Origin of the sequence: Amphibiibacter pelophylacis (genome assembly GCF_037688875.1) — a bacterium.
GTDB lineage: Bacteria > Pseudomonadota > Gammaproteobacteria > Burkholderiales > Burkholderiaceae_C > Amphibiibacter > Amphibiibacter pelophylacis.
In genome coordinates this window covers 185,727-198,103 of the sequence record NZ_JAWDIE010000003.1, presented here as the reverse complement: position 1 = coordinate 198,103, position 12,377 = coordinate 185,727, and the positions used below count along the sequence as shown (strand labels likewise).

Below are 12,377 nucleotides of genomic sequence, written 5' to 3'. Positions count from 1 at the left end.
CAATCGCCCTCAGGCATTCCCGCTGCCGCCACGCAGCAGGGAATACCGGTCGATCAGCCCAATGACTGAAATCGGGCTGCTGACATTATGCTTTTTTAACAAAGCCCGATTTGAGCTGCATGGCGCCAATGCCGTCAATTTTGCAGTCAATATCGTGATCGCCCTCGATGATCCGAATATTTTTGGCTTTTGTGCCAACTTTTATGACGAGTGACGAGCCTTTCACTTTCAGGTCTTTGATCAAAGTGACGGTGTCGCCATCAGTCAGTATGTTGCCGTTTGCATCGCGGACAATATTTTCTTTTTCATAGTTTCCTTCAGTCGCTTCACTTGTCCACTCGTGAGAACATTCAGGACAAATAAAAAGACTGCCGTCTTTGTAGCCGTATTCTGAACTGCATTTGGGGCATTTGGGGATGGTGCTCATGATTGGTGTCGGTTGATATTTTTGGTATAAATTCTGGGTGCTACCGTGAACCTAGTCTTTGGAGTTGGCTAGTTTACGGGAATTCGATTATTGTAATTTGAGGGGTGGTGCCGTCAGGGCGTACTGTACAACCTCGCCCAGAAGGCCAAAGCGATTGATATGCAGCTCGTGCCCTCGGAAAGCGTTGCTTGAAAAACTGTGAAAAATCAGTCAGTTGGCGTGTTTTGCTAGAGAGGTAGAACTTTTGAGCCTCGGTACTGAAGGCCAGAAATGAAGTTCACTTGATTTTCATTTCTGGAACCAGTGCGACACAGTCCGTAAGTTCCAGCGACTTGACCATGTGTTGCGTGGTTGCCTTGTACTTGAGGAAGTGGGGCGTTGCGATGTGGGCCTCGTAGGCCTCTTGATCTGAATAGATTTCGAGAATCGTGAACTGTGTTGGCTCTGCCTTTGACAAGGTGGCGTACAAGGTCTTTACTCCAGGCTCAAGCCTGACTGAGGTTTCAACCCCTTCTTTCAGCGCTGCCTTGAATTCTTCCAAGTACGCTGCGTCGATAGTGATTTTGGCTGTTCGCACTATGCTCACGAACTCTCTCCTGCGGTTGGAACTGTGCGGCTTAACTTCTGAATTAAGGTGAGCAGCGAAGCGGCGTCAGCTTGAACGAATTGTCAGGCTGCACACTCAGTTCGCTGACAACATAGCCATTTGATAGCGCGCTTGATTACATGCGATATAAGCCATGCGGATGTTCCGCTCAGAATTGCAGAGGCTATTGCAAATCCGAAAAAGCCAGCGGGCGTTGCGATTTCTTTTGGTAATAGTGCAAAAAACAGGCCAGAAACGTACCCAGAGGGCAGCCAAGAAATCGGCACATAAAAGATGGCAAGCGCAATTGTGGCGAGCATTGTGGATGTACGAACTAACCCATTCTCCTTACGGGATACGAGCCAAGTAGCAGCTATGACAGCGATAGCGACCAGAGCGAGGTTGAAGATTAGCCAGCTTGGGACGGTGGTCATTCGATCTCCATTGACTGCAGGTAACGCTGAGTTCAGAGGCAGTTTTTAAGTTGTGGTTTATGGAATATTTTTGCGAAGCAAAACCAAAAAACTGCGGCTTACAAACTATCCAGCCACGAAGTGGCGAGGCTGGAACGACTTGTTAGATTCGACTCAAAAGCCAAATAAAGTAGATAGTTGATGTGAGGATAAGAAGAAACTTTAGACTCATAAAGTGCCTAACATTATAAATTTGTATAATGCTATAGCCCTCATTATTACTTACTTTTTCCAATTTAAAGTCAGTTCCATTTAGATATTCAGAAATTGAATTAGGTTCGAAATTTTCGAGATTTCTCGGCACTTCTGAAATATATTTCGACAATTCAGCGCCAAGTTCAGAGCTTGGAACTAAAATATTTCCCGATTTCTTATGCCCGTCTGTTCGAATTTGCAAAGAATTATTTTCAAATGACGACTCCACAACAACGCCTTTTATTTTAATTTCCTTGTAGGATATTACGGCTTCAACATCTCCCTCTCTAGTTCCTTTGTAAATTCGAATGTATAACGGTTGATATGGTTTAAAAAATGCATTTATTAAAAAGTGGAGCATGAGTGCAAAAAGCATGATTAATATATTTGGAAGTTCGAATATCTTTCCAAAATAAAAAATAATGCAAATTCCACCCATAAAAATTATAAATGGAGCAAATAATTGTTTGAACATGTCATCTACTTTGATCAATCTAAGGGAGTGCAATTTATTCATATATTCTCCTGATGGCATCTAACGAATACAAGGGACTTCCCCGTCCCGAACTGGCCGCACCGGGGTGTGGCAACCGGCGTCAAAGCGCCATGATGGGAATTCCGTGTTTTCCATCCGTGTCTCTGTTCAAAAGGGGAAGCTTGAGGGACCCCCGGAGGGCGAAGCCCGTAGGATACCTGCAGGTGCAGCTTGCAGGCGGTCCCTCGAAGCAATGGCTAGCCATAAGTGTAATGAACGAGCTGTTGATAGCCGGAATCCTCAATGAGAACAGGATACCGTTGTGTATCAATCATGCTGCGAAAATCATATGAGTAGCTGGCCTGTTCATAGTGAATCTGGCATGAAGCAGTATCGAAAAAAGCGCGCAGATTTTCTCTGACGACGGAAAGGCAGTGTTCATCGCAGCCAATGCCAAATGAAACGATGTCCATTTGGTCTGTTAGGTCGCGGTACAAATTCAGCGCAAAAACGTTCTTACTGTTTTTGCTTGGTTGATACACGTCGACATCACCGGTACCAACGGGCGTTCGTTCGAAATAGGTCACTTGCAACGCCCGCAAATCTACAGTAAGGCCAAGAGCATTCAATGCGGCTTTAAACCTGGCGTTTTCGACAAAATTATGGTCATCGTCACTGAGCCAAGTGACAAAATCACTCATGGATACAGCAAGGCAGAAGTCGCGGGCGAGAATCACGGACATGATGGCTAACATGCAAGCTCAGCGGGCGGCGAAGCCGTCCGCTATAGCGAAGGGTTGAACGGCATCACTTCAGAAAACGCCGGCTTCGCCACGCTCAAAGGCTTGTCTCCATTGACGGTAGCCGCCAAGCTCGGATTCCTGAACTGGGCTGTGCCCGACAAGCGTTTGTCCCGCAGCCGCTCCCGGGGTGCGATTCGGAGCGTGCCCGAGCTTCACCTTCCACTGGCCTGCTTTTGCTGCGGCGCTGGCGTCTTCGTAGGACTTGAACTCGCTTTCCCCATATGCCGCGCTGACGACCAGCAGAAAGTCATCCTCGGTCGCTACAAACTTCTGGCCCTGAATGTTGATCGCCGAGCCTTTTCTGATATCAAAGCGATCGACCTTGAGGATCTTGTTAACAGAGAAGGTCCCGTCCTGTCGTTTGCTTACGAGCAGGTCGCCTTCCTTGAACGGGAAGGACTTGTATTCGGGCGGGAAGAAATTACCAGCATGAGCAGACATGGATAAAAGGAATAAGAGGTAGAGAAGGTAGCGCATGGTGCCAATAACGTTCAACTTGTCTTTATACCCCCTCCTAGGGGCATAACTATTTCACCTTGGTGGATAAAAAATAAAGCTGCTTGTAAGTCATTCATTTTTCTTAGGTAGGCGGCGATATCGGCCCAACCCTCTGGCCAAGCTTCGACATCACTCACCATCCATCTTATTCCACACCCGCCCGCCATCCGCACCTACACCCCACCAGGCTAAACCCTCCCCACCGCCATCGCCGCCGCCCGCACAGCCTCAATTTCCTGCGGCATTTTCAAGCTGGCTTCGGCATAACTCAGCGCATAGTCGGCCTGATCGCGGGCGGCGCGGGCCAAGGCCGGGTGACCCATCTGGGTCAGGGCGGCCAGAGCCTTTTGCAGGTGGATGGCGACTTCCACGCAGCCGGCGCCGTCGCGCAGCGTGCCGCCGAAGGCGTCGGTGAGCAGATCGTCCAGCGCGAGGTCGGGCACGGCGATGCGGTCAAAGCGCGGCGGGGCGGGCGGGGTTGCGGCGCTGGCTTCAGCCCAGCCGGCGAACAGGCGGACCAGCGTACCGAGGATGTCGATGGCGGTGCCCGGGTCGTTGACGGCGGGCGAGAGCGCGCGGCTGGAGATTTCGGACAGCACGATCAGGCCAAAGCGCGGGTCGGCGTCAAAGGTGCGATCGCCGCCGATGGCAAATGCGGCCTGGATGGCGCGGGCGTCGTCCTCGGTCAGCGTGGCGCAATCCACCTGCGCCAGCGCGCTGCCCGGTGCCACGAAGCGGCCGGGGCGCGCGGCGACGTGGATGCGGGTGTTCAGGCGCTGGGCGATTTTCTGCAGGCAGGCCAGGTCCACGTCCTGCACATAGCCGACGCGCTGGGGTGGCACGGCGGGGCCGCTCAAAGGGGCCGCCAGGGGGACGCCGCCCAGCAGGGGTTCAAAGGCGTGGCGTTGCAAGGCGCGGGCGGTAGCGGTTTCCACCCGATCCACGGTGTTGCCCATGCGGCCCAGCCGCGCGATGCGGTCCACCCAGCCGACAAAGCGCAGGATGACCAGCGCGAACACGCCCAGGGTGATTACGAACAGCACGAATCGCCCGGGGCGGCCGTAAACGCCGTTCTGCAGCGCAACCTGGGCGACGATGCTGAAAATAAACGCCCCGATGAAGGCGGATAGCGCGTTTTGCGAGACATCGTCGCGCAGAACCAGCGGGAAGGATCGCGGTGTGGCCGCTGTGGTGGCCGAGGCGTAGGCCGAAATCATGGCGCCGACGGCAAACACCGCGATGCCCAGCATGCTGGCCGAGATCACCGACAGCAGCGATTCGAGCGAATCGGGCTTGATCTCCGGCAGATTCAGCTCAGCCGCAAAGCCATCGGCCAGCATCGCCGCAAAGGCGGCCAGCACCGACAGCAGCGCGCTGACCAGGGGGCGGAACCAGAGTTTTTCGCGCAGGCGCATCAGGGTGCTCCCCGTTGTTGAGGGTGGATCAGGGCCGGGACGTTACCGCCTGCGCCACCGTTTGCGCCACAGCGGCGGCCTGCTGCTGCCAGGCGCAGGACAGGGCCTGGACCAGCGCCGGGTAACCGGCCTGGGCGAGCGGCTGGGTGGTGTCGAAGGCGCGGCTGGCGCGCACGCCGCTGGCGTCCATCAGGGTCCAGCGGCCAGAGACACGGGCCGACCCGGCCTGATCACCCGCGTTGAGCCCTTCGAAGTGGCTGACCTCGACCGCCAGGCGCCAGGGCGCGGGACCGCTGGCGGGCAGCAGCGCGCTGCTGGCGACGACGCGCACGGCGCGGCCTTGCGCGTCCAGGCGCTGCTGCAGCCCTTGCGCCAGGCGCTGGCTGAGCTGCTCGGGCAAGGGGCTGGCCCACAGGTGGCGCTGGGCGATGCTCAGGCTGACCGGGCTGGTCTGCACGGCCACGCCGGTCTGGTCCAGCGCGCCGTCCAGCGCCACGGGCAGGATCTGCACCGTCTGCATCGCCTGCGCAGCGACTGTCCCTGCGGCGGTGGCCGGGGTGGGTGCCGCGCACAGATCCAGCCGGTAGCTGACCGGGCCGCTGTCGGCGCTGGGCGTGCTGGCGCAGGCGGTCAGCAGCGCGGTGGCGGCCGCCAGGCTGGCCAGAGTCAGCCCGCGCGTCGGGAGAAATCGAGTCGTGCCTGGGGTCATGGCGTGTCCTTGCTGGGCGGGGTAGAGCTGACCGGTGGAGCCAGCGGTACGGGGTCGGGCGTGGCGCGTGGGGGCAGGATCAGGGCGTTGCTCTTTTGGCCCAGCGTGGACAGCAGGGGCTGGAGCTGGCGCAGGCTGCGTTCCAGCTGCTGCAGGCTGGCGGTGAGCTGGACTTGCGTCTGGCCGCCGGGCTGCAGCGTGGCCAGGGTGCGGTTGAGTTCGCCCAGCGTGTTGCGCACGTCCTGGGGCAGTTCGCGCACGGCGGGGCTGCGGCTGATCTCGTTGACCGAGGCCATCAGCGCGGTGGCCGAGCGCAGGCTGCCGCTGGCCTGATCCAGCGTCTTGCGGCTGTCGGCCAGCGTGGACTGCAGCTCGCGCAGCACGGGCTCGACGGGCAGGGCGTTGAGCTTGTCCAGCAGGTCGGTCGCCTTCTGCTGAAGCTCGACCAGTCCGCCGGACTGCGTGGGCAGCACGGGCAGGCCGTTGAAGGTGGTCGGCCCGGTCCAGGGCTGGGGCCGGTTCATGAAATCGATGTCGACGTAAACGTTGCCCGTGAGCAGGTTGCCCGGCTTGAGCGAGGCGCGCACGCCCAGGCGGCTGGCGTTGCGCAGGGCGTCCAGCACGTCGAGCGCGGGCTGGCCTTCCAGCGTCTGGCGCAGGCGCTGGGGCTCGATGCGGACCAGTACCGGGATGCGGTAATTGGCGGCCGTGCTGCGGCCGACCTGCAGCGGCGGCACAAACAACGGTGCCTGCGCCACGGTGCCCAGGCGTATGCCCCGGAACTCGACCGGCGCCCCGGCCTGCAGGCCGCGGATGGTCTGGTTGAAGAAGAGCACGAAATCGTGCTGGTCGGTGTACATGCCGTTGTCGGTCGCGCCCCGGTTGGGGTAGAGCGCGTAGGCCGCGCCCGAGGCGGCAGGTGCGCCCGGGCCCCAGCCCGTGGGCACGTCAAAGCTGACACCGCCGGTGGCCAGCGTCTGCAGCGATCCCATTTCCAGGCGCATGCCCTGCGAGGACATGTCAAAAGCCACGCCGCTGTCCAGCCAGAAGCGCGTGTTGGCCGTCACCAGCGGCTCGTAGGGCGATTGCACGAAGATCTGGTAGTGCAGCAGTTTGGCGCGGGCGTCGAACTCGCGCGCTTCCACGGTGCCCACGCGAAAGCCCCGGAACAGCACGGGATCGCCCGCGTTCAGACCGGTGGCGGTGGCGCTGGTCAGATCCAGGCGCAGGCCGGGGGCGTCCACGCTGGCGCGCGGTGGGGTGCTCTGCAGCGCAAAGCGCGTCTGGGTCTTGCTGGATCGGCCCTGCTGCACGCCAATGTAGGCGCCCGACAGCAGCGTGCCCAGGCCCGAAATGCCCTCGCGCCCGATCTGCGGCTTGACCACCCAGAACACGCTGTCGGCGCCCAGCAGCTTGTCCATGCCGGGCTGCAGCCGCGCCTGGATGATGACCTGATCCAGATCGGGACTCAGCTGCACCGATTCCACCGTGCCCACCGTCACGTCGCGGTTGCGGATGACGGTTTTGCCGGCCTGCAGGCCTTCGGCGCTCTCGGCGGTCAGGGTCAGCAGCGGGCCGGTCTGGCGGTACTGCTGGAACAGGAACCAGCCGCCGACCAGCAGGGTCAGCAGCGGAATCAGCCAGATCGACGACAGACGGCGCGGCGCTGCGACCGGCGTGTCGGGCGCGCTGGACAGATCGGAGGTCTGGGCCTCGGGCGGGCGGGAATCGCTCATGACGGGGCACTCGCAGCAGAAGAAGGGGGGCGGACGGACGGGGCGGCCGCAGGATCAGGTGTTTTGGGCAGGCGCTGCCACAGGCTGTGCGGCTGCAGCAGCAGGGCGCTCCACATGGTCAGCCAGACCACGGCGGCGAACCACAGGCTGCCCCATCCGGGCGAGACGGCCATCAGCGCGCCCCGGTCCACCAGCGCGGACAGGGTGATGACGACAAACACATCCATCATGGACCAGCGCCCGATCCACTCCACCCAGCGGTGCAGCTGGTGGACGCGGTGGGCGCGCTGCGCATCGCGCGGCACGCGCTCGGGCCACAGCTGCACGCACAGCCACAGCAGCGCCAGCATTTTGGCGATGGGAATGACGATGCTGGCCACGAACACGATGAGGGCGATGGGCGCCGATCCCGTGCCCCACAGCACGGCCACGCCTTCCATGATGTTGGTGTCCTTGCTGTTGCCCGCCAGCGTGGCCGACATCATGGTCAGCGCGTTGGCGGGCACATAAAGCAGGGCGCTGGTCAGCAGCAGGGCCAGCGCGGCGTGCGGCGCGCGCGGCCGCTGCGGGCGGCTGTGACAGCGCGGGCAGCGGCGGCTGCCTGCGGGCAGCCAGGCGTGGCAGTCGCGACAGGCGAAGGCCGGGCCGGGGCTGCCGGGTCCGCTGCTGGGGGGCTCGGGCACCTGCGCCACCAGCGGCCACAGCCGGGCGGGCGCAATGCGCAGCTGCAGCGGCAGCGTGGCCATGGCGGCCAGCGCCACCAGCACAAAGCCGCCGCCAAAGCCCACCTGGCCGTAGCTGACGACTTTCACCAGCGCCACCAGCACGCTGACGATGAAGATGTCGTTCATGCACCACGGCCGCAGGCGCACCAGCCAGTGCGTCACCAGCACCAGCGCCGTCTGGCGCCAGGACGGTGCGCTGGTCGTGTTCGTGCGCGGCAGCAGCGCCAGCCAGGCCAGCGCCAGCGCCGACAGCAGCAGGGGCAGGGCCTCGACAAAAAGCACGTAAATCAGCCCGAGCACCGGGTAATCGCCCTCCAGCAGGTGGACGGCCATCCCGGCGACGCTGACGGTGTTGGTCTCGCCCAGCACCGTCAGGCTCAGAAAAGGCAGGCCTTGCGCCAGTGCCAGCAGCACCAGCGTGCAGCCCGCCCAGACGCCCAGCGCCAGGCGCTGGCTGGCGTCCAGCGCCTGGCCCAGCGCGCCGCCGCAGCGCGGGCACAGCCAGCGCGTGCGGGCCTGCGAGCCCTGCGGCGGGGCCGCGACGCGGTGGTGGCAGTGCGGGCAGGCCAGTGCGGTGTCGGCCAGTGGGAGGGCGGCCATCGGCGAGGTGCCGTGTCTCAGGAGGCGGGCGGGCGCATCACGGCGCGGCGCAGCGCCCCGTCGGCGGGGTCGGACGACAGCCACAGCCCCAGATAGGCGCGGGCGAAGGCCGGATCATTGATGCTGCCCAGCGGGCGGTTGTTCAGGCGCAGCTGCACGCCCTGGTCAGCGCGATGCTCGATGCTGAGAATGTCGCCGCGTTTGATGTCCGGGATCAGGCTGGCCAGGGTCTGGCGCCACTGTTCGCGCGTGGCGCTGCCCCAGCGGGCCAGGTCGGCCATTTTGGCCGAAGCGCGCCGCGCCAGATCAGCGGACAGAAAATCCCGCGCAAAGGCCAGCTGCAGGATCAGGTCGTGCTGCTCGTAATGGGCCAGATCGAAGCTGGCGCGTTTCCACAGCGTGATGTCGTAGGCGTGAATGCCCCAGTAGGTGACGCGCACCGGGCCGATGCTGGCGGTGGGCGGCGTCCACACCGGGGCGGCTGGCGCCGGGGTGACCGGGGCTGGCGAGGGCGACGCGCCAGGGGCTGACGCAGGGGCGGCAGGCAAAGGCTCGCCAACAATCCCCGCAGGCGGCGTGGCGACGCTGGGCACGGTGTAAGGCACAGCCGCTGCAGGCGCAGCAGCTGCAGCCGGTGGTGCCGTTGTTGTCCCCGCATCCGAGGGGCTCGATGCCGGGGCAGGCACCGCCGCAGCGTCGGCCGCAACCGCACTGGCCAGCGGGGCGCAGGCCCCGGCCAGCGCAATCAGCAGGCGGGCGGGCAGGGCGGCAGTCAGGGGTTTGGGCAGGTCGGGGCGCATCGTGCTGTGTCTCCGGTCGAGGCGGCGCTATGGTACCCCACGGCGGCCGGGCCCCGCAGGGCCCTCGTGTATCATCCTTTGAACCTAGAGGCCCCCTCAGACGCGGGGGCCAGCGCGGAGACCCCATGGATAGCAGCCCCCATCCCACCCATTTCAACGAGCTGGAACAGTGGCTGGACCGCCACCGCATCACCGAAATCGAATGTCTGGTGCCTGACCTGACCGGCGTGGCCCGGGGCAAGATCCTGCCGCGCATCAAGTTCACTGAAGACCGTGGCATGCGCCTGCCCGAAGTGGTGGTCGGCATGAGCGTCACGGGCGAGCTGCCCGAGCACGGTGCCTATTACGACATCATCAGCGCGGTCGACCGCGACATGCACCTGCGCCCCGATCCGGCCACGGTGCGTCTGGTGCCCTGGGCGGCGGACCCGACGGCGCAGGTCATCCACGACTGCTACGACAAGAACGGCCTGCTGGTGCCTTTTGCCCCGCGCTCGGTGCTGCGCCGGGTCTGCGACCTGTACGCCGCCGAGGGCTGGAAGCCGGTCGTGGCGCCGGAACTCGAGTTCTACCTCGTCGCCCGCAACACCGACCCCAACACCCCGCTGCGCCCACCGATTGGCCGCAGCGGCCGCGCCGAAACCTCGCGCCAGGCCTACAGCATCGACGCGGTCAACGAATTCGATCCGCTCTTCGAAGACATCTACGATTACTGCGACCGCATGGAGCTGAACGTCGACACCCTGATCCACGAGATCGGCGCCGGGCAGATGGAGATCAACTTCTTCCACGCCTCGCCGCTGGGCCTGGCGGACGAGGTCTTCCTGTTCAAGCGCACGGTGCGCGAGGCCGCGCTGCGCCACGACATGTACGCCACCTTCATGGCCAAGCCCATTGCGGGCGAACCCGGCAGCGCCATGCACATCCACCAGAGCATCGTGGACGAGGCCAGCGGCGACAACCTGTTCTCGAAGGCCGACGGCAGCGCTTCGGACGCCTTCTACCACTACATCGGCGGCCTGCAGCGCTACGTGCCGGCGGCGATGGCGCTGGTGGCGCCATACGTCAACAGCTACCGGCGCCTGGCGCGCTCTACGGCCGCGCCCATCAACATCGAGTGGGGCCACGACAACCGCACCGTGGGCATCCGCTCGCCCATTGCCCAGCCGCAGGCGCGGCGGGTTGAAAACCGCGTCATCGGCGCCGACGCCAACCCCTATGTGGCGTTGGCCATGACGCTGGCCTGCGGCTACATCGGCATGAAAAAGCGCATCGCGCCCAAGCCGGAAATGAAGGGCGACGCCTACCTGTCGCCCTACGCGCTGCCGCGTTCGCTGGGCGAAGCGCTGGACTGGCTGCGCCGCGACGAAGACCTCAGCGAGGTGCTGGGCCACGAGTTCATCACCGTTTACGCCGAGATCAAGGAAGTGGAGTTTGAAGAGTTCATGAAAGTCATCTCCCCCTGGGAGCGTGAACACCTGCTGCTGCACGTCTGAACCCGATCACTAAGGAGACGCCATGAGTCTGGATACCGCCACCCTGGAACGCCTGCGCGGGCAGGACGCCGCGCACTACCTGCACCCCTTCACCGACAGCCGGGAGCTGGCAGCCATCGGGGCGCGCGTGATCACGCACGCTGAAGGCATCTATGTGTTTGACGGCGAAGGCCGCAAGATTCTGGACGGCATGAGCGGCCTGTGGTGTGTCAACCTGGGCTACGGCCGCCGCGAGATCGCCGACGCCGTCCACCGCCAGATGCTGGAGCTGCCTTACTACAACAGCTTCTTCCAGACCACGCACCCGCGCGCGGTCGAACTGGCCACCCGTCTGGCCACCCTCGCCCCGGCGGCGGGCGAGACGCGCTTTGACCACGTCTTTTTCAGCAGCAGCGGCAGCGAGAGCAACGACACCAACATCCGCCTGGTGCGCCGCTACTGGGACCTGATGGGCCAGCCGCAGCGCAAGACGCTGATCTCGCGCTGGAACGGCTACCACGGCTCGACCATCGGCGGGGCCTCGCTGTCCGGCATGTCGGGCATGCACAGCCAGGGCGATCTGCCGATTCCGGGTGTGGCGCACATCATGCAGCCCTTCGCTTTCGAGCACGCCCACCCCGGCGAGAGTCGCGACGATTTCGGCCTGCGTGCCGCCCGGGCGCTGGAAGAGAAAATTCTGGAGCTGGGTCCGGACACCGTCGCCGCCTTCATCGCCGAGCCGGTGCAGGGCGCGGGCGGGGTCATCATTCCGCCCGACAGCTACTGGCCGGAGATCCAGCGCATTGTCGACAAATACGGCATTTTGCTGATTTCTGACGAGGTGATCTGCGCTTTTGGGCGACTGGGCCACTGGTTCGCCTACGAAAAGTTTGGCTACCGCCCCGATCTGGTGACCTTTGCCAAGGGCGTGACCAGCGGCTACGTGCCGCTGGGCGGCGTGATGGTGGGTTCGCGCGTGGCCAAGGTGCTGGTGGAGCAGGGCGGCGAGTTCAACCACGGCTACACCTACAGCGGCCACCCGGTGGCCTGCCAGGCGGCGCTGACCACGCTGGACATCATGCAGGCCGAAGGCCTGGTCGAGCGCGTGCGCAGTGACACCGGCCCCTGGCTGGCCCAGGGCTTTGCCGCGCTGGCCGACCACCCGCTGGTGGGTCTGGCCGAAAGCTGCGGCATGGTCGCCGGGCTGCAGCTGGTGCGCGACCGCGCCAGCAACACCCTGTTTGATTCAGCTTTGGGCGTGGGCATGCTGTGCCGGGGCCACTGCTTCAACAATGGCGTGATCATGCGCGCGGTGGGCGACCGCATGATCATCGCGCCGCCGCTGGTCATGACGCGCAGCGACATCGACGAGCTGCTGCGCCTGATCCGCCACGCGCTCGATCTGACCCTGGCCGACGTGCGCGCCCGGGGCTGGCTGTGAGCCCGGACCCGGTCCTGCA

13 protein-coding genes are annotated in these 12,377 nt (G+C 63.0%); 2 read left to right on the top strand and 11 right to left on the bottom strand.

The features are described from left to right. Positions 1-85: 85 nt before the first annotated feature. From RV045_RS03105 to RV045_RS03055, 11 genes are all read right to left on the bottom strand, one after another. Entirely contained in the window at positions 86-427 is a 342-nt protein-coding gene (locus tag RV045_RS03105; protein WP_423234297.1) for a zinc ribbon domain-containing protein YjdM, read from the bottom strand. Between the two features lie 277 nt (positions 428-704). Next, entirely contained in the window at positions 705-1,013 is a 309-nt protein-coding gene (locus tag RV045_RS03100; protein WP_423234296.1) for a putative quinol monooxygenase, read from the bottom strand. Between the two features lie 83 nt (positions 1,014-1,096). Continuing rightward, positions 1,097-1,447, bottom strand: coding sequence for a hypothetical protein (locus RV045_RS03095; RefSeq protein ID WP_423234295.1), 351 nt, complete (start codon positions 1,445-1,447; stop codon positions 1,097-1,099). A gap of 142 nt (positions 1,448-1,589) precedes the next feature. Further along, positions 1,590-2,198 carry a hypothetical protein gene (locus RV045_RS03090; RefSeq protein WP_423234294.1) on the bottom strand — a complete coding sequence of 203 codons (609 nt, stop codon included), beginning with the start codon at positions 2,196-2,198 and terminating at the stop codon, positions 1,590-1,592. A gap of 215 nt (positions 2,199-2,413) precedes the next feature. Continuing rightward, positions 2,414-2,911 carry a hypothetical protein gene (locus tag RV045_RS03085; RefSeq protein ID WP_423234293.1) on the bottom strand — a complete coding sequence of 166 codons (498 nt, stop codon included), beginning with the start codon at positions 2,909-2,911 and terminating at the stop codon, positions 2,414-2,416. A 57-nt stretch (positions 2,912-2,968) separates the two neighbouring features. After that, positions 2,969-3,436, bottom strand: coding sequence for a hypothetical protein (locus RV045_RS03080; protein WP_423234292.1), 468 nt, complete (start codon positions 3,434-3,436; stop codon positions 2,969-2,971). 209 nt (positions 3,437-3,645) lie between these two features. After that, positions 3,646-4,872 carry a DUF2254 domain-containing protein gene (locus RV045_RS03075; RefSeq protein WP_423234291.1) on the bottom strand — a complete coding sequence of 409 codons (1,227 nt, stop codon included), beginning with the start codon at positions 4,870-4,872 and terminating at the stop codon, positions 3,646-3,648. A 28-nt stretch (positions 4,873-4,900) separates the two neighbouring features. Beyond that, positions 4,901-5,581 carry a PqiC family protein gene (locus RV045_RS03070; RefSeq protein WP_423234290.1) on the bottom strand — a complete coding sequence of 227 codons (681 nt, stop codon included), beginning with the start codon at positions 5,579-5,581 and terminating at the stop codon, positions 4,901-4,903. After that, entirely contained in the window at positions 5,578-7,317 is a 1,740-nt protein-coding gene (gene pqiB / locus RV045_RS03065; protein WP_423234289.1) for an intermembrane transport protein PqiB, read from the bottom strand. Before pqiB ends, RV045_RS03070 begins: the two co-directional genes overlap by 4 nt. Then, positions 7,314-8,642 (bottom strand): paraquat-inducible protein A, encoded by a 1,329-nt coding sequence (locus tag RV045_RS03060; protein ID WP_423234288.1) that lies wholly within the window; start codon positions 8,640-8,642, stop codon positions 7,314-7,316. Before RV045_RS03060 ends, pqiB begins: the two co-directional genes overlap by 4 nt. A gap of 17 nt (positions 8,643-8,659) precedes the next feature. Further along, positions 8,660-9,442: a chalcone isomerase family protein gene (locus RV045_RS03055; RefSeq protein WP_423234287.1), complete on the bottom strand. Its 783-nt coding sequence runs from the start codon at positions 9,440-9,442 to the stop codon at positions 8,660-8,662. A 125-nt stretch (positions 9,443-9,567) separates the two neighbouring features. On the opposite strand from RV045_RS03055, the gene RV045_RS03050 reads away from it, so the two are divergent. Together RV045_RS03050 and RV045_RS03045 are read left to right on the top strand one after the other, a co-directional pair. Beyond that, positions 9,568-10,938 (top strand): glutamine synthetase family protein, encoded by a 1,371-nt coding sequence (locus RV045_RS03050; protein WP_423234286.1) that lies wholly within the window; start codon positions 9,568-9,570, stop codon positions 10,936-10,938. A 22-nt stretch (positions 10,939-10,960) separates the two neighbouring features. After that, positions 10,961-12,358 carry an aspartate aminotransferase family protein gene (locus RV045_RS03045; RefSeq protein WP_423234285.1) on the top strand — a complete coding sequence of 466 codons (1,398 nt, stop codon included), beginning with the start codon at positions 10,961-10,963 and terminating at the stop codon, positions 12,356-12,358. Positions 12,359-12,377: the final 19 nt, after the last annotated feature.

Bases quoted from the DNA above. Each gene is read 5' to 3' on its own strand.
- RV045_RS03075 (WP_423234291.1), bottom strand. From the start codon at position 4,872: ATGCGCCTGCGCGAAAAACTCTGGTTCCGCCCCCTGGTCAGCGCGCTG.
- RV045_RS03070 (WP_423234290.1), bottom strand. From the start codon at position 5,581: ATGACCCCAGGCACGACTCGATTTCTCCCGACGCGCGGGCTGACTCTG.
- RV045_RS03095 (WP_423234295.1), bottom strand. From the start codon at position 1,447: ATGACCACCGTCCCAAGCTGGCTAATCTTCAACCTCGCTCTGGTCGCT.
- RV045_RS03105 (WP_423234297.1), bottom strand. From the start codon at position 427: ATGAGCACCATCCCCAAATGCCCCAAATGCAGTTCAGAATACGGCTAC.
- RV045_RS03045 (WP_423234285.1), top strand. From the start codon at position 10,961: ATGAGTCTGGATACCGCCACCCTGGAACGCCTGCGCGGGCAGGACGCC.
- RV045_RS03085 (WP_423234293.1), bottom strand. From the start codon at position 2,911: ATGTTAGCCATCATGTCCGTGATTCTCGCCCGCGACTTCTGCCTTGCT.
- RV045_RS03055 (WP_423234287.1), bottom strand. From the start codon at position 9,442: ATGCGCCCCGACCTGCCCAAACCCCTGACTGCCGCCCTGCCCGCCCGC.
- RV045_RS03050 (WP_423234286.1), top strand. From the start codon at position 9,568: ATGGATAGCAGCCCCCATCCCACCCATTTCAACGAGCTGGAACAGTGG.
- pqiB (WP_423234289.1), bottom strand. From the start codon at position 7,317: ATGAGCGATTCCCGCCCGCCCGAGGCCCAGACCTCCGATCTGTCCAGC.
- RV045_RS03090 (WP_423234294.1), bottom strand. From the start codon at position 2,198: ATGAATAAATTGCACTCCCTTAGATTGATCAAAGTAGATGACATGTTC.
- RV045_RS03080 (WP_423234292.1), bottom strand. From the start codon at position 3,436: ATGCGCTACCTTCTCTACCTCTTATTCCTTTTATCCATGTCTGCTCAT.
- RV045_RS03060 (WP_423234288.1), bottom strand. From the start codon at position 8,642: ATGGCCGCCCTCCCACTGGCCGACACCGCACTGGCCTGCCCGCACTGC.